This is a genomic window from Pseudobacillus sp. FSL P4-0506 (genome assembly GCF_038003025.1).
In the GTDB taxonomy this organism is placed as follows: domain Bacteria; phylum Bacillota; class Bacilli; order Bacillales; family Domibacillaceae; genus Pseudobacillus.
In genome coordinates this window covers 2,801,991-2,827,753 of sequence record NZ_JBBOOI010000001.1, presented here as the reverse complement: position 1 = coordinate 2,827,753, position 25,763 = coordinate 2,801,991, and the positions used below count along the sequence as shown (strand labels likewise).

Sequence of the window (25,763 nt, the reverse complement as noted above, 5' to 3'; positions counted from 1 at the left end):
TGCGCTGTCCATAGGAGCTTTTAGTCTATAGAAGTATTTCCTTCTTTCTCTGTTCGGAACATGGTTGTCGCTCCATTTTCCCCTTGATGGTCTTTGGCTGATGACAAGTCCTGTTATTAGCTGTTTTGCCCAATCTGTTGGGTATCGAGCCTTTAATTATGAACGTGCAGTTGCCTTTGTCCGCTCAAAAACAATTTCACCATCTATCATCGTTAGTTCGACCTGAATATCTTTCAGATTTTCCTCGGATTCTTTCAAGATGCTGCGGTCTAAGACAACCAAATCAGCCAGTTTACCCGCTTCTAAGCTGCCTTTGATGGTTTCTTCAAAGCTGGCGTATGCGCCGTTATAGGTATACATACGAATCGCCTCTAGCAAATTTATTTTTTGAGCCTCTTCGAACGAAGTGCCGTTTTTCATGCAGCGGTTAACGGCTGTATAGATGCCGATAAATGGATTACAGGTCGTAATCGGAGCATCGGATCCAGCGGCAGCTACAATTCCTGCGTCGATAAAATCACGGGCTGGATACATGTAATTCACACGGCTTCCATAGTTATGTAGATAACTTTCTCCAAATTCATACGGGAATGGCGGATTCGGCACAGGGATTATATTTAACTTTTTCATTCGCTCTTGCAGATCAGGGCTTGCAATGCCCGCATGTTCGATGCGATGCCGATGATTTTCCCGGGGAACTTCTTGCAGCGCCTTTTCCACAACATTTAAGTACATCTCAATGGCGCGGTCTCCCTGAGCATGAACAGTTATTTGATAGCCTCGCTTATGGGCTTCTCCTAATACTTCATAGATCTCATCTTCCGAGTAATACAGTATGCCATGGTCTTGTTTATTGCTCGTGTACCCTTCCCTAGTCGCAATTGTTGGCCCTGTACTGCTGCCGTCTGTGAAAAGCTTGGCCGGACCGATTTTGAAAAACTCATTTCCCGTACCTGTGATGACACCGGCCTCCATCATATTCAAGGTGAATTGTTTACAGTCATTCAACGTGCCGATCATGGCATAGACACGGATTTTTAGGTCACCGCTGTGGGAGGCAAGCTGGAGGAGTCGATAGCTTTCCTGATTAAAGGTTCCTGCTTCATGTACGCTTGTTATTCCAGCCTCTATAAAATGCTGCTGAGCGATAGAAATAGCTTGCTGGATTTCTTGTGGAGTGTATCTGGCGGTTTCATTCATTTTCATATAAGCGGTTTCGATAAGGCGTCCTGTAAGGTTGCCATCCGTATCTTTTTCTATGCTGCCACCTTGGGGATTGATTGTATGTGCATCTATATTGGCTAACTGAAGGGCATAGCTGTTGGCGACACCGATATGGCCACACGTTCTGGTGATCACGACCGGGTGTTCCGTGGAAATGGAGTCGAGTTCTTCTAGAGTCGGGTAGCGTTTTTCGTCTATCGTTCTTTCGTTGAAGCCCCAGGCCCGCACCCACTGGCCCTTTGGTGTATTAGCGGCTCTTTTCTTTAACGCAGTCAATAAGGCATCCATTGACTGCATGTCTGGCTCTTTGCAGCTTAAGTTCAATTGGAAAACGCCGTACAGGATGAGATGTAAGTGAGCATCAATGATACCGGGAAGCAATGACTTTCCATTCAAATCAATTACTCGTGTTCCTTCGCTTGCAAATGCTTGCAACTCTTCATTAGAACCAACAGCCAAAATTTTATTTCCCTTGATTGCGATGGCTTGTTGAATAGAATCCTTTTCATCTACAGTCATGACCTCACCGTTCAAAAAAACGATATCTGCCTTCATCGAATCCCTCCTATTTTTGAAACATTCTATCAATTATTGGTAATTTGAAAAATATAGCATGAAATGATAGGAAAGATAATACCCAAAAGGTAAGGTTGTTTCTCCTATTAATTGGACAATTTGTTAATGAGGAGAATGAATCTAAACATTAGAATACACGCTGAAGCTAACACCTATTATTTTGGATGAACTCACCATAAATACTACAATATAGTTATCTTTGTATAATTTAATTAGTGGAAAATGAAAAAAATCACGGGTTTATACAGGGATATTATTTTATTAATATATTTATTAAATCGGATTATAGACGATAACTTGACAGAAGCTAGATGAAAAAGAAAGAGCCTATATTAATTTATGATAGGCTCTTTCAATCCTTTTAAATTAAGTTTTCATGCATCATTATCAACCCTCTTATCTGATAATGTTCACTTGCTTCAATGCTTCAATAGCAATATTTTTAGCTTCTGTACCTGATCCGCTGAGGTTAACGGCAAATACCCAAGTTTCTTTTTTTGTCTCTATGAAGCCCACATACCAGCCCAATCCCATGTCCGAAAGCCTTGTTCCTGTTTTCCCATGAAGCGTGTAATGGTCCTGCTCATCCTGTATCATGATTCGTTTAACTGTTTTTTGGTTTTTTTTCTTCAATGGCAGTTTTTCTTCTACAAGGTCTTCTATAAATTCAGCTTGCTCCATTGCTGAAATCTTCAATGTGCTATCAAGCCAGAATCTATCAATACCTCCTGATAGATTCTTGTTTCCATATCCGATTCGGTTAATGTTTTCTTGCATCTTCATTTCACCGATATCTCTCGCCAAGTCCTGATAAAACCAGATAGCTGACTCTCGCATGGCTGAAGCTAACGAGTGGTCCCGATTCCAGCTTTCAAATTCTCTGATCACTCCATCCCAGCGCTTTACTTCATATTCGTCCCTTACAGCGCCTGTTTCTAGTCCGATTAAAGCGTTAGGCACCTTAAAGGTGGATTCAGGTGTCAGTCTTTTTGTACTTCTTTTACTGTTATACACGTAAGTATGGTTGTTTTTTAAGTTCTTAAGTACCATTGTGCCGTCTTTGCCATTAAACAATTCTTCAATTTCCAGCTTCTTTGTTTTTTGAACTTCCGCATTCGCTGCTTTTGATGCACCTGTGAAAACCAACATGGCGGAGACGAAAAAGAGTATGGCTAGATGAATAAACTTTCTAATTGGCCTTTTCTTAGAGTCGTACATTTTCAATGTGATTTCCTCCTTTTTTACTGAAGTTACATGCCCCTTCTGGTAATTTATACTATAGGGAAATCTTCTTTCATGGTAGAGGCTAAAAATGTCATCTGTGCCCATACAGATGGCGAAGATGGAGGGCTTTATAGAGATGAAATACGAAGAGATTATAAATGAAATTCAGAGTAGAGTAGCCGATGGCCGGCTTAAGCCTGGTGAGAAGTTGCCCTCTATTCGTTCACTTTCAGAAGAGTTTAGCTGTAGCATTAACACAATTATTAAAGCCTACAATGAACTAGAAAAAGCGCATAAAATTTATTCAGTTCCCAAAAGTGGTTATTTTCTTGTAGGCAGCCAGAACTTGGCGTCTAATCCTCCGCAGGAATTCATTGATTTCTCATCCGCTGGTCCTGATAAATGGCAGATGCCTTACCGCGATTATCAGCACTGTATTAACCAGGCCATTGAACTATACAAGGAAGAAATGTTTCAATACGCAGAACCTCTTGGCCTACCGTCACTGCGCTATCAGCTTTCCAGGCAGCTGCAAGAGCTGCAAGTTTTCACGCCCCCGGAAAGAATTTGTGTGGTCTCTGGCTCCCAGCAGGCTCTTGATATTCTTGTAGCTCTCCCCTTTCCAAATGGAAAAGAGGAAATCTGTGTGGAGCAGCCGACCCATTTCAGCTTTATTGATTCTATTTGCTCCCGTGGCTTACAGGCAATTGGAATAGAGATGACAAGGGATGGTATTGATCTAGCATATTTAGAAAAAGTATTCAAAGAAAGGCCAATTAAATTTTTCTATACCGTCTCTAGATTTCAAAATCCTACTGGATACAGCTATACGAACAAGGAAAAAAAGAAAATTGTGGAATTGGCACAAAGATATGATGTATTCATCATTGAGGATGATTACATGGGAGATCTTGACACAAGAAAAAAGGCTGATCCTATGTTTGCGTATGATCCGTCCGGTAGAGTTATTTATACAAAAAGTTTTTCAAAAGTCCTATTACCCGGCTTGAGACTGGGAGCAGCCGTCCTGCCAGATGCCCTTCTAGGATTATTTGCGAAAGCTAAATTTGCTGCGGATGTTCATACCCCTGTACTGACCCAAGGTGCATTAGAAATTTATCTTCAAAGCGGGATGTATAATGCTCACATTGAGGGGCTTAGGAAAGTCTATAAAAGAAAAGGAAAGATACTTAAACAAGCGTTTCGTAACTATCTTCCAAACGAGGTAGTATTCACTGGTGCTGACTCCGGTTTTTATTCTACCATTCAATTGCCTTCTCATATGAAAGCAGCACACCTCGTCCATGGCCTCAAGAAAAAGAATGTGCTTGTCCAAGATGCGACCGGAATGTATCTCCCCTTGTATAAAAAGGAGAATGTCATCCGCTTAAGTGTTTCTCAAGTAGAGGATAAAAAGATTGAGGACGGGATTAGGAAGATTGGAGAGGAAATAGGTTTGCTTGTAAGTTCAGGTAAAAGCTAGCTTTAATCACTTTCGTCGAACATAGGCGTACGTAGTGTTGATAAACTAGAAAGAAAAAAGATTGCTTAACAGCAATCTTTTTTCTTTCCTCATTTGACCGCAATCCAAATTTCTGAGTAATAATCTGGACTTGTTGGATTTCCAGCTGAATAGACTTCTAATTCTGGCGCACCCGCATGCTCATAGCCGCTGGAGGGAAACCATTCCGAGAAAATTTGCTTCCAAGCATTTTGCATGGAATGAGGCATAGGGCCATGCACTTCGAATATCGCCCATTTGGCTGCCGGGATTTCCATGCTCAAAAAGTTGCCAGGCTTATCAGATGCATGGCCTTCACAAGCAGCAGCAATCCAGTATTCCATGCTGTCAGGCTTTGTATTGCGCTTATCTACACATATACCAAGAATCCCTTTAATATCGCCGTCATTTAATTCAAGAAGTTTGTCAGCCGTTCCGTCATTGTTCGCTTTATCCCACATCTTTGGAATGGCGATAAGATTTTTTCCATCCTCTAAAGATAACTCCTTCTTTACCCCTGTCACGTGGAAACTTTCTTTTTTTACAATTGAATATTGCATGGGTTCTGCTCCTTTCAGACTCACCTGAATTGTCAGGCGGTTATAAGATTTCAGCTTTCCTCTAAAGTTTCTTGCTTCAGTTGGCGTCATGCCATGCTGCCTGCGAAAAGCTTTAGCAAAGGATTCGGGAGTTTCATATCCATACTTGTAGGCCAGATCAATGACCTTGCTGTCAGTTTGGGTCAGCTCCTGTGCCGCCAGTGTCAAGCGTCTGCCTCTGATATACTCTCCAACTGCCATATCCGTCAAAATGGCGAATGTGCGCTGGAAATGATAAGCGGACGCATTCGCTTCTTCTGCCACCCTTTCGATTGAAAGGTCACTATCGAGCAAATGCTCTTCAATATAATCGATTGCCTTCTGCAGCGATACGATCCATGCCATAATGTCCATCACTCCCTTGCTTCCATCTTATACATTTCAGAAACTCTTTTCCGGTCATTTCATGCTTTGTTGTGACAGGGGTGTTATGTAGAAAAAGCAAAAGGCATAAGGAGGCCAATTCCTCTATACCTTTTCTGTTAGCATGTTACTGCCGAAAAACATTCTTTTTATGCCATCTAAAATAGGGTTTATTTTCTTCGTAGCGAGCAATTTTCATTTTAGGGTGAAGCCTATAATTATCGTAATCTATTTCGGGTATTTGCGGTGAAATATGCAGACGCCCCCGGCCATCAAAGGCAATATAGCCTTTGTCGTATAAAGCATCATGATTGCAACATAAAAGCACGCCATTAAACGGATCTAGCCGCTCTATATCAGTGCTGTCTTTCCATGGTTTCGAATGGCTTGCTCGTAATAATGCAGGAAGTTCGATGCCACAAAGTGCACACTTATGCTCCCATAATGGTAATAATTCACGTTTGAACTTTTGCTGACCTAAACGAATTTTCGCTTTTGCTTCTGCTTCCGTTTCAGCAATCATCGGTACAATCGTATTGCGCTCTGTTTGACGAACGATGCCCATGGCTAATTCAAGCTGTTCGAGTTCTACTTCGTAAATATTAAGGTCGCTAATAAGTTCTAACAATTTAATGGCTAACTCTTCATTGCATGGATATAAGTACCCTTGATTTCCGTTGCCATCTTGTTGGAAAGGTGAATATTTAAGCGGCAGCAGAGGACGCAATGCATCGAAACTCGTACGTATGTTTAAAGGTACTTCTAATTCATGATAATGAAGCGGCACTAAATAGCCGTTTTCTCCCCATTGCTCAAAACTTTGCATAGCAACTGGTTTGGTCGCTTCTTGACAATTTGATGAGGCAACACTGATCGCAACGATCTCTCCTTTTACGTAATGAAAGACTCTGTCACCCTCTTTCACTTCAGTCATACGCAACCATGAATGCGGGGTATTGCCTCCTTTATCTTTTTGAGGAGACCAAATAATACCTTGCTCTTTTTCTTCTTGATAAGTGTGGCCTTGCATGACAATAAAGCTATTCATACGATATCCTCAATTCTATAGGTAAATTAAAAAATTCATTTACATTCGATTATACATCATTTCTCCTTTTACTTTCTAACTGTTCTCTTTCAGGCACCTTCTATTCTTTAGTTTTGTGCAGACCAAAAAGCTCATAAGTCTCTCCGGACGACTCATGGGGAAAGTAACGGCCAAAAGTATCGTGTCATTTATGCTTAACGGAGTAAATTTTATCTCTCCGATCGCCTTAAGACTCTCGATAATAATAGATTTTTCCATTGTCCTCTCGCATGTTAATACGGCCGATGGATTCTAGATAAGTCACATTTGTAATGGTTTGAACGAAAGCGGACATCGCCCGGTCTTGAGGCAGTCTATTTCCATAAATATCTTGGGGTAGAAGATTTTTATCAGGAAATGGGTGATAATCCGAAGGAGGAGTATCATAAATAATTATTTTCAAAGCAAAAAGCTGTGGCAATGGATGGCCACAGCTTTTCGTTATTTACTGCCCGGGAAGACAGCTTGCTCTGTACGAATATCTACTAATGTAGGGGAAGGCGTATTGAATGCTTCCTGAAGAACATCGTCTAAGTTCGAATCTGATTCGATACGAAAACCTTTCCAGCCACAGGCTTCAGCTATTTTAACAAAATCCGGGTTGGTCAGCTCCACGCCTACCTCCTCCTCACCGGCTGCTTTCAGTTTATCTCTTTCCATTTGCAGGGCATGATTATTCATTACAATGACAGTAATGTCGAGCTCATAGCGTGTAGCTGTTAAGAGATCGGCCAGCGTCATTTCCAGTCCGCCATCCCCAACAACAGCTACTACTTGTTTCTCCGGCTTCTCAAGCTTCGCGGCCATAGCAGCTGGAAGGCCGAAGCCCATAGTTCGCCAATACCCTGAAAAGAGAACAGTCTGGTCTTTTTGCCGTAGGTTACGGTTCATCCAGACAGTGACATTTCCTGTATCGAGTGTAAGAATAGCATCTGCATCTACTGTCTGTTCGATCGCCCGGACAATGGTCGAAGGATAAACTGGAGAGCCGGAAGTATGACTTTCCTGTTCATTTTGACGAGCCCACTTTTCTTTAGCTTCACGGCAGCGAGCTAACCAGTCGGCAGAATGTGAAAATCCTTGAAGGCTCTTTATTAACAGTGGGACAACTTCCTCTGTTTTACCAGTAATTCCGAGCTCCACGGGGATGCCTTTTTCCACTTTATCAAAATTCTTATCGATTTGAATAATCCGCGCATCAGTTGGCACATATCCTTCAGGCCACCATGTAGTGCCGGCAAGCAGTACAACATCCGCTTCTTTGAATACTTCTGGCGCATAAGGATTTCCACCTTCGCCGATCCCCTGCAAAAGGTTCGGAGAGGATTCGTTCAATAACCCTTTGCCGCCCAGGCTAACAAGAATACCTGCCCCCCACTGTTCAGCGAGTTGTTCAATTGCCTCTGGATCGGTGGATGCACCAGCACCTGCAAGGATCATTGGGCGCTTGGCTGTTTTCATGATGGCCGCTGCCTGATCCAAGCTTTCCTGAGTGAAAGTGTCCCCTCCTTCTATCACAGCCGGCAGTTGTCTTGGTTTAACAACAGTCGTTTTGTCTAAAAGATCTTTTGGAACAGAAAGGTGGCTCACAGCTCGCTGGCCCATAGAGGTTTGCACTGCTTTTTGTAAAAGTTCAATAATTGCATCCTGGTTCGCTAAGTTTGCAGAGTAAGAGGCAAATGGCTTCACCAGCTCCTGCTGATTTACATATTGCTTATAAGCTGTCCCGATCTTATTAGTGGGGGCTTGTCCGGTAATAGCAAGAACGGGTACCTGATCAGCATAGGCGTCTCCTAACCCATTCAATAGGTTAGCGACTCCCGGACCCATTGTAGAGATACAGACACCCAGATTGCCTGTTAACTTTGCTTCTGCTGATGCCATAAAGGCTGCTGTTGATTCATGCTTGACTGCGATGAATTTAATTCTATCCTGCTTGGCCATTGCATCAATAAGGCCAAAAATAGCATCCCCAACTACTCCATAAATCCGCTTGACGCCGAATAAAGATAACTGGTCAAGGATCAATTCGGCTACTGTTCGTGTCGTCTTTTCCATAAAGCATCAACCCCCAGTTTTATTTTTAGTTTCCTTATTACATTGATTCTTTCACTAAAGCTTCATAACTAAACTTATATTTCAAAGAAGCTTGTTTTTTTGTCTGCCGGTTTGCCTTAATTGAAAATAATCCCTCCTCTTGTTATTCTTAGTACTGTACCTGAAATGGAGAAGCCATTTATATTTCATATAAAGGAGACATGCCTAATGAATTTTGTGACATTAAACAACGGCTTAAAGATGCCCCAGCTTGGATTTGGTGTTTGGCAAGTGGAAGACGATCAAGCAACTGTTGCTGTAGCCAAAGCGATTGAAGTGGGTTACAGATCGATCGACACAGCAATGGTTTATCAAAACGAGACGGGTGTCGGAAAAGCGATTCAACAATCTTCCGTACCTCGTGAAGAGCTGTTTATAACGACAAAGGTATGGAATAGCGATCAAGGCTATGAGAATACACTCCGCGCTTTTGAGGAGAGTTTGGAACGATTGGGTCTTGAGTATGTTGATTTGTATTTGATCCATTGGCCGACTCCAAAATATGATGAGTACGTAGATACATACAAAGCGCTGGAAAAGCTTTATCATGACGGCCGTGTAAAAGCAATCGGGGTTTGTAATTTTGACATTGAGCATTTGGAACGCCTTCTAAAAGAGTGCGACGTAAAGCCTGTCCTTAACCAAGTGGAGTGTCACCCATATCTTGCACAAACCGAAATGAAAGAATTTTGTGCGAAGCATGATATTTTTGTGGAAGCATGGAGTCCGCTAGAGCAAGGCGGCGAGGTGCTGAAGGATGCTGTTATTCAGCAAATTGCTGAAGCACATGGCAAATCACCAGCTCAAGTTGTGCTGCGCTGGCATATACAAAATAATACAATAGTAATTCCTAAATCCGTCACTCCTTCCCGGATAGAGGAAAACTTCCATGTATTTGACTTTGAATTGTCTCCAGATGAAATGAGAGAGATCAGTGGATTGAACCGCAACCGTCGCAAAGGGCCAGCACCAAGCGAAATGAATATCCGTTAAAATAAGCTGTGGCGCTAAAAGGATCTTCCTTTTAGCGCCTTATGTATTTTTTCTCCCTTTATCCTTTGACACGCCTTTCCCTTTCTAAAAAATGCCGCATAAAATCAATAGAAACAGACAACCTACAAAGTGAAGCTTCCATTAGCGGGCAGCTTCTCCGCTAATGGGCAGCGAAACCAATCGGTCATGAATCTAAGGAGGGTGTAAAATGACAAAGAGAATTGCTGTGGAACAGTCGCTTACAAATGTTACTCAGGCACTCCAGGCCAAAGGATATGATGTGGTTGATTTAAAAGCCGCTGGAGATTTAAAAAACTGCGCAGCTTGTGTAATAACAGGAATCGATTCTAATGTGATGGGTATTCATGATACCTTAACAGAAGCACCTGTTATCGAAGCCAACGGTTTATCCGCTGACGAAGTGTGCCAGGAGATAGAAGAAAGAATACAGTAAAATAAGGTACGAATGTTTTCAAATTTGGCGCTTTCGGGTATAATGAAACTAAATCATCAAATAATAAAAAATGCCGTCCCCAATGCTGGTAACATTGAGAACGGCCATGCAATAGCAGGTTCCCTCTAAGGGGATCAGCGCTTACACAGGCCAAAGCCGCCCGAGTCCGCTAAGCTCAAGGGCGGTTTTAGTCTTTTTTGTTTGACAGAATTAGCACAACCAATCCCGCGAACGAGATCATTAAAGTTAACGCCTCATAGACTGTCATACGGCAACACCTCCCTCCTTGTAAATTAAACACTTGGAGGAGTGCGCCGACCACCCTTGAGAAACCTATTCTATTGCCTCCGTTATTATAGCATATTGCTGCAGCATTAAAATACAGTTTGGTTAAAACAGTCTTACATACCCACATATCAAGGTAAATAAAAGAATCTTCTTTTAAATAAAGGAGGGAAAACATGCTAGGGGATAAATGATTGGGCTTCCAGAAAAAGAACATGGAGGTGAAATCCACTGTAGAAGCCCTTTTTAGTATGTGCATGAGATTATTTAAAGGCAGAAATCTAAAAAAATTAAGAGAAAGATAGTAAACATTACATGGTTGCTCATTGCTGCGAGCAAGTAATAATAAGGGAAAAACGAACGCTCCATAATCGGTATGGAGCGTTCGTTTTTGTGAATGAAGTGGAAAGTGCCCCTTACATTAATCCGATAATATTTCCAGCAGAGTCAATGTCCATATTCAATGCAGCCGGCTGTTTAGGCAGTCCGGGCATTGTCATAATGTCACCAGTCAAACAGACGAGGAACCCGGCTCCTAATTTGGGGACAATCTCCCTTACTGTAATAGTGAATCCCTCTGGACGTCCCGTTAACCTTGGTTCATCAGTAAATGAATATTGTGTCTTTGCCATACATATCGGCAGTGTATCCCAGCCATTTTGCTCAATATCAACAAGCTGTTTCAGGGCTTTGTCAGTAAATTGTACATCTTTTCCACCATACACTTCTCTCACAATCGTTCGTATTTTGTCGGTGACTTTATCATTCATATCGTAGAGAGGTGTGAAGTGAGCTGGTTTGTCCAATTGTTTCAGAACAAGGCCTGCCAGCTCCAATCCGCCTTGTCCCCCTTTTTCCCATACATCCGCTATCGCTGCAGCAATATTATTTGCTTGACACCAGTTAAGAATTTCGTTGATTTCCTCCTGTGTATCAGAAATAAAACGATTGACTGCAACAACTGGCTCGATCCCAAAGCGGCGAATGGTATCAATGTGCTTCTCTAAATTTGGAATGCCTGCTCGTACGGCTTTCACATCTTCCTCCTTTAATTGCTGCTTCGGAACGCCGCCGTGCATTTTTAAAGCCCGCACGGTTGCCACAATCACAACCGCATCCGGTGAGAATTTTCCTTGCCGGCATTTAATATGCATAAATTTCTCTGCCCCTAAGTCTGCACCAAATCCCGCTTCGGTCACAACAATATTAGCCAGCTGCCGTGCAGTGTTAGTCGCTGTAAGAGAGTTGCAGCCGTGGGCAATATTCGCAAAAGGCCCGCCATGAATAAGAGCTGGTGTCCCCTCAATTGTTTGAACGAGGTTCGGTTTAAATGCTTCTTTAAGCAAGACAGTCAGCGCGCCCTCTACACCCAAATTCCGAACTGTCACAGGTTTCTTGTCATATGTATAACCGATAACGATGCGTGCCAGCCGCTCCTTCAGGTCTGCCAAATCAGTTGCCAAGCAAAAAATCGCCATGATCTCAGAAGCAACCGTAATATCAAAACCATCCTCCCGCGGCACTCCATGAGTGGGTCCGCCTAACCCGATTGTCACGTTGCGCAGTGCCCGATCGTTCAGATCAAGTACTCGTTTCCATGTAATTCTCCGCGGATCGATTTGCTGTGCGTTTCCCTGGTGAAGATGATTGTCGATCAGAGCACTAAGAGCATTGTTAGCTGCTGTAATCGCGTGAAGATCGCCGTTAAAATGAAGGTTAATCTCCTCCATTGGCAGCACTTGCGAATACCCACCGCCAGTCGCTCCCCCTTTGATTCCCATGACCGGGCCAAGAGAAGGTTCACGGAGAGCGATCATTGCTTTCTCCCCTAAGTGAGACAAAGAATCTGCCAACCCCACTGTAACTGTTGACTTCCCTTCTCCTGCTGGTGTGGGACTAATCGCTGTCACTAAAACGACTTTTCCATTTTGCGTTCTTTTCGGCAATTTAGAAACATCTATTTTTGCTTTATATCTTCCATAGGGTTCAATTGCTTCATCTGGGATGCCTGCATTTTGGGCAATGTCCTCGATGGGATGCATTTTAGCTTTCATGGCAATTTCAAGATCTGTTGATGGAGTTTGAATATTTGTCATGCCTCTCCCTACTTTCTTTTTCTTTATTATAATCTGAAAATACAAAAAACAGTATCAGTTTAACTATACCATTGCCCCAGCCATTTTATGTATGTAGTGAACAAAAGAATCGAGCATAAGTATGGAATTAGTTTATTATTTCAAAATATTTTTCTTTTTATATAATTACCATAGATTTTTTTTACAATTAATTGAAAAACAACCTGCACTCCCCTAATTTTCCACAAGGAGAATGAACATTTTGTGACATGGGCGAATAACAATTGTTTTTTTAGGTTAACGGTACTAATATAAAAGCAGATGAAGCAGTCAGGAAATATGTGTTGAACTTATTGAAATTTCTTGTGAATTTTTTCACATTTTGTTCACAATCTGTAATTCTGCGATGCTTTCAAATTTCTACAGGAAAGGGGTTACATTTATGAAATTCAAATGGGTCGTATTATCTGTACTTTTTACTATTGCTACTGTGCTTGCCGGTTGCGATAATCGATTACTGGTCTTAGACCCTAAAGGACCTCAAGCTGAAACACAAGCTAAAGACATTCTGTTATCGATTGGAATTATGTCGATCATTGTCATTGTTGTTTTCGCTCTATTAGCATTTATGTTAATCAAATATCGTGCTTCAAAACAACCTGAAAATTATGAGCCGCCTCACATTGAAGGGAATGCTATTGTTGAAGCCATTTGTGTAGGGATTCCGATTATAATCGTTGCGTTTCTCTCCTTTGTCTCTGTTCAAAGTAACTATAAAGTGGAGGCAAAGCCGGAAGGATACGGAAATAAAGAACCGTTAGTTGTTTATGCTTCCTCCTCTAACTGGAAGTGGCATTTCAGCTATCCGGAAGAAGGCATTGAGACAGTTAATTATCTGTATGTTCCTACAGACCGTCCGCTTGAATTTAAACTTTACTCTTACGGACCAATCACTAGCTTCTGGATTCCACAACTTGGAGGCCAAAAGTATGCAATGAGTGATATGATTACCACCTTGCACCTAGCGGCTGACGTGCCAGGAGAATATATGGGTCGAAATGCAAACTTCAGCGGTAAAGGCTTTGCTGAAAATACATTTGATGTCAAAGCCATGCCTCAAGATGAATTCGATGATTGGGTAAAAGAAGTAAAGGAAACAGCTAAGCCTCTTACAGAAGAAAAATTTAATGATTTACTAGAGCCGGGGCACCTTGGAAAATCTACTTTTACTGGCACTCACTTAGGTTTTTCACCGCCTCCTGAACATCACCATAGCTCCTCTGATGAATCTGAAAAATCGGATGAACATTCAGAGCATGAAAACATGGATGATATGGATATGTCTTCAGAGCATGAAGGCATGCACCACTAAGGTTAGTAATCATTTAATCAATCAACTAAGCCTTATACGATAAGCAATTTATTCCTGAAAGGAGTCACAAACGTATGGATTTCTTTAGTCGATTTGCCATACCGCATGCAAGTCCTGCGATTTATGCCTCAATGGTTGCCATTGTTCTTACAAGTGTTGCGATCGTTGCCGGCTTAACTTATTTTAAAAAATGGGGATATCTGTGGCGCGAATGGTTAACAACAGTAGATCATAAACGAATCGGTATTATGTATCTGCTTTCCGCTTTACTGATGTTATTCCGCGGCGGCGTAGATGCGATCATGATGCGTGCCCAGCTGGCTACTCCTGAAAGCAAGCTGCTGGATGCTCAGCATTATAATGAAATATTCACAACACACGGGGTCGTTATGATCCTCTTTATGGCGATGCCATTCATTATCGGTTTCATGAACTTTGTTGTACCATTACAAATTGGAGCGCGTGACGTAGCGTTTCCACGTTTGAATGCTGTAAGTTTCTGGTTATTCTTTATGGGTGCAATGTTATTTAACATCTCTTTCGTTGTCGGGGGTTCTCCTGACGCTGGATGGACTTCATATTTCCCGCTGGCAGGCAACGAATTTAGTGAATCTGTCGGAACGAACTATTATATGATTGCGATCCAGATTGCTGGTATAGGGACATTGATGACAGGGATTAACTTTATGACGACAATCCTAAAAATGAGAGCTCCTGGCATGACTCTAATGAAAATGCCAATGTTCACATGGTCTTCTCTTATCACTAATGCGATTATTGTTTTTGCTTTCCCTGTATTAACCGTATTACTTGCAATGGGAACAATGGACCGTTTAATTGGAACACAGTTTTTTACAACAGAAAACGGCGGAATGGATATGCTCTGGGCGAACTTCTTCTGGGTATGGGGACATCCTGAAGTATACATTTTGATTCTGCCAGCTTTCGGTATTTATAGTCAGGTTATTTCAACCTTTGCTCGCCGTAATCTATACGGCTACAAATCAATGGTTTGGTCAATGGTTATTATCTCCCTTCTTTCGTTCTTAGTTTGGGCTCACCATTTCTTTACTATGGGTCAGGGAGCACTAACCAACAGTATTTTCTCGATTACAACGATGGCGATTGCCGTTCCAACCGGTGTGAAAATCTTTAACTGGTTGCTCACCCTCTGGAAAGGGAAAATCGTTGTTACGACTCCAATGCTTTATTCGATGCTTTTCATTCCGCTTTTCACAATCGGTGGGGTGACTGGTGTAATGCTTGGAATGTCAGCCGCAGACTATCAGTACCATAATACAATGTTCTTAGTGGCTCACTTCCATATGGTTATCATTCCTGGTGTTGTGTTTGCGATGCTTGCGGGCCTCACTTTCTATTGGCCAAAAATGTTTGGCTTCATGCTGAATGAACGAATCGGAAAATTAACAGCATGGATTATTGCTATCAGTACTCTTGTTGCGTTTATGCCAATGTTCTTCACTGGCTTAGACGGACAAGCGCGCCGTATGTACACATATTCAGAATCAACTGGATTTGGACCATTAAACATGATTTCCTTTGTTGGAGCGCTAGGACTTGCCATAGGCTTTGTCTTACTCGTTTATAACGTCTACTACAGCACACGTTATGCTTCAAGAGATATCAGTTCGGATCCTTGGGATGCACGTACACTTGAATGGGCAACTCATACTCCGGTTCCTGAATATAACTTTGCGGTTGTGCCACAAGTGAATTCAGAGGAACCTTTATGGGATGCTAAGAAAAACGGCCACGAGTTATTTAAAGGTGAATACAAAGAAATTCATATGCCAAATAACAGCGGCGTACCGTTTATCATGAGTGCGATCTTCTTTGTATGGGGCTTCTCATTTGTATTCTCTCTATGGATTCCATTAATCCTAGCAACAATCGGCATTTTTGCTTGCATGACTCACCGTTCATTTGAAAAAGATCACGGACGTCACATTTCGGTTAAAGAAGTGAAAGAAACTGAAGAAAAATTGCGAGGTGCTTAATCAATGAAAATAGATCACTCGCTTCCTCTGGAATATAGTACAGAAGAAAATCGGTTGAAAATTTTAGGCTTTTGGATTTTCCTGGGTGCCGAAATCATGCTTTTTGCAACGCTTTTCGCTGGTTATTTTACATTAGCGAATCGTACAGGCAACGGTCCTACTGGAGCTGAGATTTTTGAAATCACTCCAGTATTGATTGAAACCTTCTTGCTTTTGACAAGTAGCTTTACCATTGGCCTTGGCATTCATGCGATGCGTCTTGGTAAGAAAAAAGCGATGTTAACATTCTTTGCTGTAACATTAATTTTAGGTCTAGGATTCCTAGGAGTCGAAATTTACGATTTTGTCGTATATGTACATGAAGGGGCAGCCTTACAAACTAGTGCATTTACCTCCATGTTATTAACAACACTGGGAACACACGGAGCGCACGTTACACTTGGGTTCTTCTGGGGATTATTTATCATCCTGCAAGTTAGAAAGCGCGGGTTAACGCCGGAAACAGCTAATAAATCTTTCATTTTCTCTCTTTACTGGCATTTTCTAGATGTAGTTTGGATTTTCATCTTCAGCTTCATCTACATGAAAGGAATGATGTAATATGAAAGAATTATTCCCGGCAAAACAAGTAATGGGCTTTGTGTTTTCACTGATCTTGACGGCAGTGGCTCTCTTGGTTTACTTCATGGATATGTCATTTGCTAGCGGAATGACGGTTCTTCTTATCACAGCATTTGTTCAAGCAGGCCTTCAGCTCGTTGTATTCATGCATGCTGGCGAAACTGAGGATAGAGCCTCCATTTATACAAACATCTATTACGGATTAATCATCGCTCTTGTTACTTTATTTGGAACATTGCTAGCTATGGTTTGGGATATGTAATTGCCCTATTAAAAGAGGCTGTCTCAGAGGTCGATGCGTCGGCTTCTGCAGGCAGCCTCTTTTACGTTAGACAGACACAAAAGACTCCCTCCCTTCTATTACAGGGAAAAAGCGAAGAGAAAATTTTCTCTTCGCTTTTTTGTGCAAGAGAGACGAATGGTTTGTACAGCCTGTACTTAATCTTCGACAAACACCTCATTTACATGATGTGATTATAGAAAATCCCGTTTCTGGGTTCGTACGATCTGTGTCCAAAGCCATCACCCCATTGGAGTTTTCGTTCCTTGCCTTATTATCATGTCCGTTATTTTCAAAGGTATTCGCTGTAGAAAAAAATTCCTTCCGTATGAGTTTGCTCATTTATTCATCTTATATAAATAAGCCATTGAGACAAAATAAGAACAGCACAGTTCATCCTGTGCCAATAAATACTTCGGAGGGATGGATCATGGGAAAAAGAAACAAATCTAAGCGTTTTGTACAGCAAGGTAAAGATTCTGTTACTCAGCATGCTGAGCGTTTCCCGTATCGTACGACATACTCTGAAGCCGAAGAAAAACGATTTTCTACTGAAAATACGGCAGATAATCCCGATGTGACGCTTGGAGGAGTATAATGGGCAGAAATCCTTCGAAAAACAAGGTGAACCAATCTGGACAGCCTAAGCCGCTCAGCGGATCACACAAAGTGAAAAACAGAAATCACTCTAGACAGAATAAAAACAGTGGGCATGGAATGTAATGATGGCTGTAATTAAGCTGCCGTAACAAATGCAAAGCCTCCATACACACTATGGACTCGATATGTCAAAGTCCCAGTGCTGTATGGAGGCTCTTTTATAACGATAGGGCTTCATTATTTAAACCAGCCTTTTTCTTTCGAGTGAGAAATGGCTTCAATCCGATTTTTCACGTGAAGCTTATCGAATATTGTGGAAATATAATTTCTCACTGTGCCATTTTTGATAAGAAGCTCATCTGCAATTTCTTTTGTGTTTTTCCCTTCTGCCACAAGCGCTAGCACTTCTTTTTCACGCTCAGTTAAAGGGTTTTCTTCACTATAGAAATCATCCATTAACTCCGGTGCATAAATACGCATTCCTGCCATGATGCTGCGAATGGAGCTGGCCAGTTCTTCACTCGGGCTGTCTTTTAATAAATAGCCGCTGACCTTGGCTTTTAAAGCCCTTTGAAAGTAGCCGGTACGGGCGAATGTCGTTAAGATAATGACTTTGCATCCGAATCCTTGCAATTCCTCAGCTGCTTCCAGCCCGCTTTTTCCTGGCATTTCAATATCCATAATACATATGTCCGGCTTCATTTGTTGAACAAGAGCAATCGCCTCTTCGCCATTTGATGCTTTACCGACTACTTCTATGTCCTCTTCAAGGCTAAGAAGGGAGCCTAACGCTCCAAGCAGCATCCGTTGGTCTTCTGCGATGACGATTCGAATCATGTTCATCTCTCCTTCTCTCTTTGTTTTACATCATTCGGAACAGTGATAATTAACGTGGTCCCTTCATTCGAAGAAATATCCAAATATCCATTAACAAATTCCAAGCGTTCCTTCATTCCTAAAAGGCCGTTCCCTCTTTCAAATGCTGTATCAGTTATGACTCCCTTTCCATTATCTTTTACGGTAATGGAGATATCTTTTTCCGATTGCTCCATTCTCACTTCACACTCGGTTGCATGACTGTGTTTCACCACATTCGTCACGGCTTCTTTTAAGCACATGCTTAAAATGTTCTCCAAGAATAAAGAAACATTTACTAACTTCGGCTCTTCTTCACCAATGAATTTAATCTGGGCCGCTTGCAAAATTTGTTTTACGAGGACAATTTCATCCTTCAAGCGAATGCCGCGCATGGAAGAGACCATCTTTCTCACTTCATTTAAGGCCGTTCGCGCCGTTTGTTGTACATCCTTTAATTCATTCCTTGCTTGCTCCGGGTCCTTGGCAATAAGCCTTCCTGCCAGATCACTCTTCAAGCCGATGAGCGACAGCCTTTGTCCTAAAGTATCGTGAAGATCACGGGCGATTCTTTGTCGCTCTTCCATTTTCACAAGTTCAGAAATACGATCATTCGCATCTTTCAACTGCTCTTCTAACTGTTCCTGCTTTTTTCGATTATAAATATTAAACGGCAGCAAGATGACGCTAATCCAAACAATAATAATAAAGGGCAGCTGCTTAAGAAATAACTGACTTTGAAGAACAAGGTGATAGTTGAAAGAAACAATCGTGCTAATTAAATGGATAATATAGAGAACAATAAAAGCAATTCGGTTTTTAATATTGCCGTTATAATAAGCGATATAAAAAGCAAAATACACAAATTGGAACAAAATGGTCATCGTCACAGAGATGCCAATGAGAATACACATCCATAAATAGACCGGCCACTTCTTTGATAGGAAGGCGAAACGGTAAGAAATGAAAAATAAAACCGTCAGCGTAATCCCCGTAAAGATGCTGGCTGTCGAGGATGACTGAAAAATAAAATAAAAGGGCAACAAGCTCAGGACGCTCCATATATATGGAGAAATCCCGGAACTTTTCTGAAAGGGCCAATACCTTCTCCGCATGATAAAAACCTCGTTTATATGTTAAAATCAATCTTTCTTATTAGTATAAAACAATACGAACAGCTAGTGAATCATTCATCTGATGAAAAACCATGCTTTCACTCTACCGGACAATGAGCGAAACCATGGTTTTATTTATACTTTTTAATTAAATTTTAATGCTCTTTTTTCCTTCCTGCGAGCGGCCACTTTTTTGGCAGCGCGGAAGGTGACGAATTTTTCACTTTGCTCATCCCATAAACGGAATTTAAGGGAGCCTAAACTCGTTGCTAACGTAATCGTTGGCACATTTTGTAAAGGCGGCGTTTGATTGTGCGCCGCTTCTAGCTGATAGTTAGGTACTCTTGGACTTAAATGATGAACGTGGTGGAAGCCAATATTCCCTGTCAGCCACTGCAACGGCTTAGGAAGTTTGTAAAAAGAGCTGCCTTCTACGGCGGCTTTTACATAATTCCAATGCTCGTCTTCTTTAAAGTAAGAATCTTCAAAGGTATGTTGCACATAAAAGAGCCAAACGCCACATGAGCCAGCAATGAGAAAAATGGGACCTTCCACCAGTAGGAAAGCTTCCCAGCCGACTGCCCAAATAAGCAGAGAAACAATAGCAACAATGGCTATATTCGTTATATACGTATTTAAGCGCTCATTCCAGCGAGCCTCTTTTCGGTTAAAACGATTTTCAATCAAAAATACATAAATGGGACCTAAAATAAACATAACAAATGGATTACGGTACAGTCGGTAAGATAATCGCTGCCAAAAGGACGCTTCCATATACTCATTAACAGTCATGACCCAAATGTCCCCTGTTCCCCGTTTATCAAGATTTCCGCTTGTTGCATGGTGAACGGAATGGTTGTGCTGCCATTGGTTATATGGGAAAAAAGTTAAAATCCCTGTAATGGTTCCGACAATTTTATTGGCTTTTCTGCTTTTAAAGAAAGAGTGATGGCAACAGTCATGAAAAATGATAAATATTCTTGTCATGAACCCTGCCCCAACGGCAGCTAGGACAAGTGTCAGTACATAAGAGATGGCCAGGCTTTCATAGGCAAGATACCAGATAAGGCAAAAAGGAACAATGGTATTTACTAATTGCCTTATACTAGCAGCTGTATTTGATTTTTCGTAAGGAGCTACTTGTTTACGCAGCCATTTTGAATTTTCTTTATTCATATAGTCTTCCCTTTCCCTTTTTTCTTATAATACATTCATTATAAGAAAGAAAGAGGAAAAGCGGCAGTAGCACCCGTCATATGAAGGTATATGACAAGTGTCATATACAAGATGTTATTTTAAATAATTGTGTCCAGCAAGAACCAGATAATCATGATAAATTGGATCATAAACTTGGCTATTGTACCGCTTAAAAAACCGATAAATGTTGCAAAGCCTATAGTAACTGCTTTTTTTGCATCCTTTTGGATGAGCATCTCTGTTACTACTACTGCTGCAAATGGAACGAGTACAATACCGAATGGCGGGATCACAAATGAACCTATGATAACAGCAAGAGCAGCGATCCTCTCCCCCCATTTGGATCCTCCATATTTTTTTACAAAATAGCTATTAGCCAAGATATCAGCAACGATAATTAAAATGGTAAACATGGCCATCGCCAGCCAAAAGATGACTGATAATTCATCGTTATTGATGCCAAAGTGATAAAGCAAAAAGCCCCCCCATAAAAATAAAATGGACGGGATAATCGGAAAAACTAGACCTGCAAAGCTGGTAATAAATAAAATGGTGATACCAATCCAGGCAGCAACCTCCATCAGAATCACTTCCCCTTTCTTGCTTCCCGAAGTTTATGAATCGATCGGGTTAGCTCTCTATAAATAGCAACAATTTCATCCATTTTCATTCTGACCAGACCGCTTGATGAAGGAGCAACGAAGTCATGTACTCCTGGAACGATAGATACAGATTGCATTCCCCAAGGTACCTTTTTCTTCCCGCTATACTGCTGATACACTCCCTTGCCGACGAAGCAAACGATTCTTGGTTTGAAAACGGAAATTTTCTCCTTTAATGCTATTCTTCCTTTATTATATTCTTCTTTCGTAATTTCTTCCGCATTTCTTGTCGGACGTGCGACAATATTGGTTAGGCCGTACCCTATATTTAATAAAGAAGCATCCTCTTCCGGATGAAATTTCTTTTCTGTTAAGCCTGATCTATGTAGGATGGTCCAAAATCGATTGTTAGGATTGGCGAAATGATGGCCTGTTTCACCGGACCGAAGACTCGGATTAAACCCCACAAACAAAATATCCAGATTTTCTTTTATATGGTCTTTTATAGGTTCCAATTTCTCACTTCCTTTTCTGTCATACACACTTTATGTAGTCAGTTACAATTTTCTATTCCTTTATTATACGTTAAATGGAGACTATCGTTTCAAATAAGAAGAGCCGGGCGTATGAACGCCCGGCTCCTTACTATCCGCGCAACAACGGCATAGTGCAGCATCGGAAAGATCCGCCCGACTTAATAATTTCAGTGATATCCACTTCGATTACCTTATATCCTCGCTCGGCCAGCTGTTGATTGACTCTTTTATTAACCGGTAGACTGAACACTTTTTTGTTGCCGATAGAGAGCACATTCGTTCCAAGGGTAAATTGCTCTTCTTCTGATACTTCAATCAAACGAAACCGGGATTCCAAGAGTTGTCTTTCCTGTTCTCCAAGTGCTTTTGGAAAGACCAAAGCCTCTTCAGGAGACAAAATATTAAAAACACAATCTAAGTGCAAATACTTTTCATCAAAAGGAATCGGAACGATTTCATAGTCAGGCAGCTGCGACTGAAGCTCAGTGATGGCTTGTTCGTTTGTGCGGCTGCTGATCCCGGCGTAAACTGTCCGGCCGTTGACAATGATATCTCCTCCTTCAACCGGGCCGCTAGACAATTGGAAATGAGGGAGGCCCTCCTGCTGGAGCCAATTCTTTAGCACGGCTTCTTCACCTTGACGGATATCAGTCGCCATGCCGGCTATAAATACCTGACCTCCAATTGTGAAGCCGATATCGCGCGTGAATACCTGCTCAGGATAGTCGGCCTGCGGTTGAAGCTCTATGACTTCTACCCCGTGTTCCTGAAGCAAGCGTGAAAAGCGCTGATGTTGTTTTAATGCCCGTTTTACCTGGATATTCTCTTCTTTAAATTGCTCTTGCGTTTCATTAATCACTTCTTTGATAGCCATATACCGTGGCTGGCAAAGAAGTACTTTGTGAAGTCTTTCGTATTCACTGCCACAGGTGACAGGTTCGCTTTGTCTAGATGCTAATGTCATGATCTTCCTCCTGAGAACCTAATTTATATGTTCTCTATTCCCCAAAAAGAGGACGGAGTAAACTAGTCATTAACAAAGCCCTGTTAGCTGAACTTTTTGTTCCGATTATACTTTCTTCCCCGCCTGTGGGAATAACAATCATTACAAATCCGATATTGAAAATTAGCAGGGAGTTTTTCCCCGCATTTCTTGCATGCTTTGTTCCTACTGGTTTCCCCGGCCTGTAAATGCTTATGAACTTCATCGCTGATTGTTTGGCGAAGCCGTTCCCAGTACACCGCTTCCGTTTGCCGTCCCAATCGGTATAAAAATAAGAGGTGCAAGCCGATCGCTTTATAAGAGAGCTCCAAGTCCTCAAGCGACCCTCTTTTAATAATCGGTTCGGGAAGCTCTCTGCCGTTAACGATTGACTGCATCGTAGTTACCCATTGTTTCGTCATTCCCACTTCCTTTGTGGAAAATGGAAGATGTAAAAAGCCGTACAGATCAGTCATTGGCAGGCGGGCTTCTATTTCGCTCCCCTGTATGATTTCATATAAATAACGCTCTTGAGCAAGTGCAGATTTTTTTGTCCCTTTTGGGCTCTTGAACTGCTGCCATAGTTCAAAAAAAGTGCCGAGGTCCCGATAGTATCGTTGAAAACGTTCGAATACAGCTGCTGTCGGCGCAATCGCAAACGTTCTTACGGGCTCATCTTCTTTTTCGAGCAGATAGGTCATCTTCTGAATATCAGCAGTAAAAGCTACTTTTCCAGTAGGATAGATTCCTTTCCTTCCTGCACGTCCGGCAATTTGCTTTACTTCCTGTGAAGTAAGCGTTCTTCTTCGCGTCCCGTCGAATTTCTCATTCTTTAAGAAGACAATGCGCCGGATGGGCAGGTTCAATCCCATGCCAATGGCGTCTGTAGACACAATGACAGATGTTTTCCCCTCGATAAACTGCTTCATTTGCTTTTTTCTCGTTTCCGGCGGCATGCTGCCATAGATCATGCTCACAGAAAAGCGATTCTTCTTCAGTTTCGCTGCCGTTTCCAACACTTCTTTTCTTGAAAAGCAAACGAGTGCATCCCCTTTGGCTGTATCGGATAATTTAAATGGAACAGGTTCTACTTGAAGAGGGATATCACGGCTATATTCAAATAAATCATATTCGTTATCCCCGAGAAGCTGAATAAGCATTTCTTTCATATTCCTGCTGGCAATAATGTGTACTTCAGCAGCACGGGCACCTGTAATAGCCTTATACCAGGAAAAGCCGCGATCTTTATCAGCAATCATTTGTGCCTCGTCGATGACAACAATGTCATACGGATCATTTTCGTGAAACATTTCCACCGTGCAGGAGGAGTGTCGTGCATCGGGTTGTACTTTCTCTTCTTCTCCGGTTTTCAAGGAGCACGGAATGCCTTCTTTATTTAACTTTTCGTATACCTCAAGCGCTAAAAGGCGGAGCGGTGCAAGATAAAGGCCGCTTTTCGCCTGCTTCATCCTCTGCAACGCCCGGTGAGTTTTGCCTGTGTTGGTTTCACCGATATGGAGAATATAGTGCACGTTTCTTTCAGCAGGCGGGCGATACGCCTGGCCAAAAATCTCTTCAATCTGTCTTTGCTCCTCTTCTTGCCTGCGCTTTATTTCAGCCAGTCTTTCCTCTTTTCTTCTTTCTCTCTCTGCTCGTTGCTGCTGATACAACTTTCTTTGCACTGCCTCCTCATATGGCGAAGAAGAAATAACTAACAGATGGTCCAATAACTCCTCCGTTAATTCTTCAAATAACTCCCATACGACTCCCGAAATCAGATGATCCACTAAGTCATGAAGACTGTCTGTTGTTAGTGGGTTATCGTTTATTTGTTGGTATTTTTCCTTTACCTGTTCAGGAAGGCTGTCTAAAATCTCCTGCAAGGCAGCATCGAATATATAATTGGCCGCATACTGCTCATATACGGAGTAATAAGTTTCATATTCGAATTCCCAGTGCCGCGTCTGCTCTATGTGTCCAGTTAATTCGGTGAAAAAATCTCCCACCGTTTCGTAGTCTTCTGGATCAAACTCCCCATCTACTATTAATTCCTCTTCCAGAGCAGCCGGATCTATAGGGTGGAATCTTGTTTGTTCCTGCATATTTTTCTGAAGACGACTAGCTACGGAGTGTCTGAAGGATAAGTATAGTAATTTCTTCTTTTCTTTTATAATCTTAGCTGCCTCTGCTTCAATGAGCGAATAAATTTTTTCTCGTTCTTTTGCCCGGTGTTCTTTTTCCTGATCAGCAAGAAAATGCAGACGTGCTTTTTCATATAAGGCTTGCCAGGCTCCTGGGGAAAGATTTTTATACTTTTCATCAAGCCATTTCTCTGTATCAAATGGGTGATAGTTTCTAATCTCATTACGGAATAACTGATTGATCAATTTCCGAGCCACGTCTTTTGTAACGAACCCCCGTTCTCTTAAGAAAGTTCGTTTTTCTTTACTGGTTAATTCATTAGAGGCTTTATTCAGCCATACATTTAACCACAATTGCTGAATGTACCGTTCTCGATCTTTCATATATTCTTCGAAAAAAGGCATCTTTTCCTGCCTGCCAAGATAAGTAAAGAGATCTTCATGAACTTTTTGTTTTGTATGGGAAATAGCCTGTAAATAGACATCAGAAAAATAATTCATGATCGTTTCCTTTCATGTTGTTTATTTTAAGAAATAGAGGCGATAAAAGGAGGAAGAAAATCGTTCTTATTGGCAAATCTCAAACGTTGGGGTATAATCTAGGAGAAAACACATATTTTTAAAGAGACCGCTTCGATGCTGGACACATCGAAACGGCTATGCAATAGCAGGTCCCTTTTAGGAGATCAGCATCTAACATGCTAAAACCGCCGGAGCCGGGTAAACTCAAGGGCGGTTTTAGTCTTTTTTATGAAATGACAAAATTGACACGACTAATCCCGCAAAAGCTATTGCAAACATAAGTGTTTCAAACGTTGTCACACGGCATCACCTCCCTCCTTGTCCATTGGAGGAGTGTGCCGACCACCCTTGAGAAGCCTATTCTATTGCTAGTTTAATTATAACACAACGATAAGAAGAACACACGTTCTTGTGTGGCATTTTTTAAAAATTCTTGAATAAATT

24 protein-coding genes are annotated in these 25,763 nt (G+C 41.7%); 9 read left to right on the top strand and 15 right to left on the bottom strand.

The window, feature by feature from the left end; translation table 11 throughout:
- Window positions 1–156: 156 nt before the first annotated feature.
- Window positions 157–1,779, bottom strand: coding sequence for an amidohydrolase (locus MKZ02_RS14215; protein WP_340854149.1), 1,623 nt, complete (start codon window positions 1,777–1,779; stop codon window positions 157–159).
- Window positions 1,780–2,196: 417 nt separating this feature from the next.
- Window positions 2,197–2,994, bottom strand: a complete 798-nt coding sequence (gene blaOXA / locus MKZ02_RS14210; RefSeq protein WP_340856406.1) for a class D beta-lactamase — start codon at window positions 2,992–2,994, stop codon at window positions 2,197–2,199.
- A 166-nt stretch (window positions 2,995–3,160) separates the two neighbouring features.
- Between blaOXA and MKZ02_RS14205 the strand changes: the two genes are divergently transcribed.
- The gene (locus MKZ02_RS14205) at window positions 3,161–4,507 is read left to right on the top strand and encodes an aminotransferase-like domain-containing protein (protein ID WP_445324338.1); all 1,347 of its coding nucleotides are present in this window, start codon (window positions 3,161–3,163) and stop codon (window positions 4,505–4,507) included.
- Window positions 4,508–4,596: 89 nt separating this feature from the next.
- Here MKZ02_RS14205 and MKZ02_RS14200 read toward each other — a convergent pair whose 3' ends face one another.
- The 4 genes from MKZ02_RS14200 to MKZ02_RS14185 all read right to left on the bottom strand — a co-directional run bounded on the left by MKZ02_RS14200 (window position 4,597) and on the right by MKZ02_RS14185 (window position 8,632).
- Window positions 4,597–5,469, bottom strand: coding sequence for an AraC family transcriptional regulator (locus MKZ02_RS14200; protein ID WP_120037735.1), 873 nt, complete (start codon window positions 5,467–5,469; stop codon window positions 4,597–4,599).
- A gap of 145 nt (window positions 5,470–5,614) precedes the next feature.
- The gene (locus MKZ02_RS14195) at window positions 5,615–6,535 is read right to left on the bottom strand and encodes an HNH endonuclease (protein ID WP_120031252.1); all 921 of its coding nucleotides are present in this window, start codon (window positions 6,533–6,535) and stop codon (window positions 5,615–5,617) included.
- A 226-nt stretch (window positions 6,536–6,761) separates the two neighbouring features.
- Window positions 6,762–6,995 carry a hypothetical protein gene (locus tag MKZ02_RS14190; RefSeq protein ID WP_120031254.1) on the bottom strand — a complete coding sequence of 78 codons (234 nt, stop codon included), beginning with the start codon at window positions 6,993–6,995 and terminating at the stop codon, window positions 6,762–6,764.
- 20 nt (window positions 6,996–7,015) lie between these two features.
- Window positions 7,016–8,632, bottom strand: a complete 1,617-nt coding sequence (locus MKZ02_RS14185) for a thiamine pyrophosphate-binding protein (RefSeq protein ID WP_120031256.1) — start codon at window positions 8,630–8,632, stop codon at window positions 7,016–7,018.
- 207 nt (window positions 8,633–8,839) lie between these two features.
- Here MKZ02_RS14185 and MKZ02_RS14180 point away from each other — a divergent pair, with 207 nt between their 5' ends.
- Together MKZ02_RS14180 and MKZ02_RS14175 are read left to right on the top strand one after the other, a co-directional pair.
- Window positions 8,840–9,664 carry an aldo/keto reductase gene (locus tag MKZ02_RS14180; protein ID WP_120031258.1) on the top strand — a complete coding sequence of 275 codons (825 nt, stop codon included), beginning with the start codon at window positions 8,840–8,842 and terminating at the stop codon, window positions 9,662–9,664.
- 208 nt (window positions 9,665–9,872) lie between these two features.
- On the top strand, window positions 9,873–10,118 hold the full coding sequence (locus MKZ02_RS14175) for a YkuS family protein (RefSeq protein WP_120031261.1): 246 nt from the start codon (window positions 9,873–9,875) through the stop codon (window positions 10,116–10,118).
- 187 nt (window positions 10,119–10,305) lie between these two features.
- On the opposite strand, the gene MKZ02_RS24015 is transcribed toward MKZ02_RS14175, so the two are convergent.
- Together MKZ02_RS24015 and MKZ02_RS14170 are read right to left on the bottom strand one after the other, a co-directional pair.
- The gene (locus MKZ02_RS24015) at window positions 10,306–10,386 is read right to left on the bottom strand and encodes a putative holin-like toxin (RefSeq protein ID WP_406908788.1); all 81 of its coding nucleotides are present in this window, start codon (window positions 10,384–10,386) and stop codon (window positions 10,306–10,308) included.
- A gap of 433 nt (window positions 10,387–10,819) precedes the next feature.
- A complete protein-coding gene (locus tag MKZ02_RS14170) occupies window positions 10,820–12,499 on the bottom strand; it encodes a formate--tetrahydrofolate ligase (RefSeq protein WP_340854143.1) in 1,680 nt (559 codons plus the stop codon).
- 421 nt (window positions 12,500–12,920) lie between these two features.
- On the opposite strand from MKZ02_RS14170, the gene qoxA reads away from it, so the two are divergent.
- The 6 genes from qoxA (at window position 12,921) to MKZ02_RS14140 (ending at window position 17,492) form a co-directional block, all read left to right on the top strand.
- Window positions 12,921–13,850, top strand: coding sequence for a cytochrome aa3 quinol oxidase subunit II (gene qoxA / locus MKZ02_RS14165; RefSeq protein ID WP_120031263.1), 930 nt, complete (start codon window positions 12,921–12,923; stop codon window positions 13,848–13,850).
- A 74-nt stretch (window positions 13,851–13,924) separates the two neighbouring features.
- Entirely contained in the window at window positions 13,925–15,868 is a 1,944-nt protein-coding gene (gene qoxB, locus MKZ02_RS14160; protein WP_340854141.1) for a cytochrome aa3 quinol oxidase subunit I, read from the top strand.
- Window positions 15,869–15,871: 3 nt separating this feature from the next.
- Complete coding sequence (gene qoxC, locus MKZ02_RS14155; protein WP_120031265.1) at window positions 15,872–16,468, top strand: cytochrome aa3 quinol oxidase subunit III; 597 nt, start codon at window positions 15,872–15,874, stop codon at window positions 16,466–16,468.
- 1 nt (window position 16,469) lies between these two features.
- A complete protein-coding gene (gene qoxD, locus MKZ02_RS14150; protein WP_120031267.1) occupies window positions 16,470–16,751 on the top strand; it encodes a cytochrome aa3 quinol oxidase subunit IV in 282 nt (93 codons plus the stop codon).
- Window positions 16,752–17,199: 448 nt separating this feature from the next.
- Entirely contained in the window at window positions 17,200–17,367 is a 168-nt protein-coding gene (locus tag MKZ02_RS14145) for a hypothetical protein (protein WP_182916931.1), read from the top strand.
- Complete coding sequence (locus MKZ02_RS14140) at window positions 17,367–17,492, top strand: small acid-soluble spore protein P (protein ID WP_340854137.1); 126 nt, start codon at window positions 17,367–17,369, stop codon at window positions 17,490–17,492. The genes MKZ02_RS14145 and MKZ02_RS14140 overlap by 1 nt, the downstream gene beginning before the upstream one ends.
- Before the next feature lie 114 nt (window positions 17,493–17,606).
- Here the strand turns inward: MKZ02_RS14140 and MKZ02_RS14135 are convergent, their stop codons facing one another.
- From MKZ02_RS14135 to MKZ02_RS14105, 7 genes are all read right to left on the bottom strand, one after another.
- Window positions 17,607–18,206, bottom strand: coding sequence for a response regulator transcription factor (locus MKZ02_RS14135; protein WP_120031271.1), 600 nt, complete (start codon window positions 18,204–18,206; stop codon window positions 17,607–17,609).
- 2 nt (window positions 18,207–18,208) lie between these two features.
- Window positions 18,209–19,339 carry a sensor histidine kinase gene (locus tag MKZ02_RS14130; RefSeq protein WP_120031273.1) on the bottom strand — a complete coding sequence of 377 codons (1,131 nt, stop codon included), beginning with the start codon at window positions 19,337–19,339 and terminating at the stop codon, window positions 18,209–18,211.
- 144 nt (window positions 19,340–19,483) lie between these two features.
- Window positions 19,484–20,515 (bottom strand): fatty acid desaturase, encoded by a 1,032-nt coding sequence (locus MKZ02_RS14125; RefSeq protein WP_340854134.1) that lies wholly within the window; start codon window positions 20,513–20,515, stop codon window positions 19,484–19,486.
- 119 nt (window positions 20,516–20,634) lie between these two features.
- Window positions 20,635–21,117, bottom strand: coding sequence for a DUF456 domain-containing protein (locus MKZ02_RS14120; protein WP_120031278.1), 483 nt, complete (start codon window positions 21,115–21,117; stop codon window positions 20,635–20,637).
- Window positions 21,118–21,122: 5 nt separating this feature from the next.
- On the bottom strand, window positions 21,123–21,653 hold the full coding sequence (gene mug / locus MKZ02_RS14115; protein WP_340854131.1) for a G/U mismatch-specific DNA glycosylase: 531 nt from the start codon (window positions 21,651–21,653) through the stop codon (window positions 21,123–21,125).
- Between the two features lie 130 nt (window positions 21,654–21,783).
- A complete protein-coding gene (locus MKZ02_RS14110) occupies window positions 21,784–22,638 on the bottom strand; it encodes a dimethylarginine dimethylaminohydrolase family protein (RefSeq protein WP_340854129.1) in 855 nt (284 codons plus the stop codon).
- Window positions 22,639–22,721: 83 nt separating this feature from the next.
- Window positions 22,722–25,298, bottom strand: a complete 2,577-nt coding sequence (locus MKZ02_RS14105) for a DEAD/DEAH box helicase (RefSeq protein ID WP_340854127.1) — start codon at window positions 25,296–25,298, stop codon at window positions 22,722–22,724.
- Window positions 25,299–25,763 lie beyond the last annotated feature (465 nt).

Excerpts from the sequence above, each read along its gene's own strand:
- MKZ02_RS14215 (WP_340854149.1), bottom strand. The coding sequence starts at position 1,779 with ATGAAGGCAGATATCGTTTTTTTGAACGGTGAGGTCATGACTGTAGAT.
- MKZ02_RS14205 (WP_445324338.1), top strand. The coding sequence starts at position 3,161 with ATGAAATACGAAGAGATTATAAATGAAATTCAGAGTAGAGTAGCCGAT.
- MKZ02_RS14200 (WP_120037735.1), bottom strand. The coding sequence starts at position 5,469 with ATGGCATGGATCGTATCGCTGCAGAAGGCAATCGATTATATTGAAGAG.
- MKZ02_RS14195 (WP_120031252.1), bottom strand. The coding sequence starts at position 6,535 with ATGAATAGCTTTATTGTCATGCAAGGCCACACTTATCAAGAAGAAAAA.
- MKZ02_RS14185 (WP_120031256.1), bottom strand. The coding sequence starts at position 8,632 with ATGGAAAAGACGACACGAACAGTAGCCGAATTGATCCTTGACCAGTTA.
- MKZ02_RS14180 (WP_120031258.1), top strand. The coding sequence starts at position 8,840 with ATGAATTTTGTGACATTAAACAACGGCTTAAAGATGCCCCAGCTTGGA.
- MKZ02_RS14175 (WP_120031261.1), top strand. The coding sequence starts at position 9,873 with ATGACAAAGAGAATTGCTGTGGAACAGTCGCTTACAAATGTTACTCAG.
- MKZ02_RS24015 (WP_406908788.1), bottom strand. The coding sequence starts at position 10,386 with ATGACAGTCTATGAGGCGTTAACTTTAATGATCTCGTTCGCGGGATTG.
- MKZ02_RS14170 (WP_340854143.1), bottom strand. The coding sequence starts at position 12,499 with ATGACAAATATTCAAACTCCATCAACAGATCTTGAAATTGCCATGAAA.
- qoxA (WP_120031263.1), top strand. The coding sequence starts at position 12,921 with ATGAAATTCAAATGGGTCGTATTATCTGTACTTTTTACTATTGCTACT.
- qoxB (WP_340854141.1), top strand. The coding sequence starts at position 13,925 with ATGGATTTCTTTAGTCGATTTGCCATACCGCATGCAAGTCCTGCGATT.
- qoxC (WP_120031265.1), top strand. The coding sequence starts at position 15,872 with ATGAAAATAGATCACTCGCTTCCTCTGGAATATAGTACAGAAGAAAAT.
- qoxD (WP_120031267.1), top strand. The coding sequence starts at position 16,470 with ATGAAAGAATTATTCCCGGCAAAACAAGTAATGGGCTTTGTGTTTTCA.
- MKZ02_RS14145 (WP_182916931.1), top strand. The coding sequence starts at position 17,200 with ATGGGAAAAAGAAACAAATCTAAGCGTTTTGTACAGCAAGGTAAAGAT.
- MKZ02_RS14140 (WP_340854137.1), top strand. The coding sequence starts at position 17,367 with ATGGGCAGAAATCCTTCGAAAAACAAGGTGAACCAATCTGGACAGCCT.
- MKZ02_RS14135 (WP_120031271.1), bottom strand. The coding sequence starts at position 18,206 with ATGATTCGAATCGTCATCGCAGAAGACCAACGGATGCTGCTTGGAGCG.
- MKZ02_RS14130 (WP_120031273.1), bottom strand. The coding sequence starts at position 19,339 with ATGCGGAGAAGGTATTGGCCCTTTCAGAAAAGTTCCGGGATTTCTCCA.
- MKZ02_RS14125 (WP_340854134.1), bottom strand. The coding sequence starts at position 20,515 with ATGAATAAAGAAAATTCAAAATGGCTGCGTAAACAAGTAGCTCCTTAC.
- MKZ02_RS14120 (WP_120031278.1), bottom strand. The coding sequence starts at position 21,117 with ATGGAGGTTGCTGCCTGGATTGGTATCACCATTTTATTTATTACCAGC.
- MKZ02_RS14110 (WP_340854129.1), bottom strand. The coding sequence starts at position 22,638 with ATGACATTAGCATCTAGACAAAGCGAACCTGTCACCTGTGGCAGTGAA.
- MKZ02_RS14105 (WP_340854127.1), bottom strand. The coding sequence starts at position 25,298 with ATGAATTATTTTTCTGATGTCTATTTACAGGCTATTTCCCATACAAAA.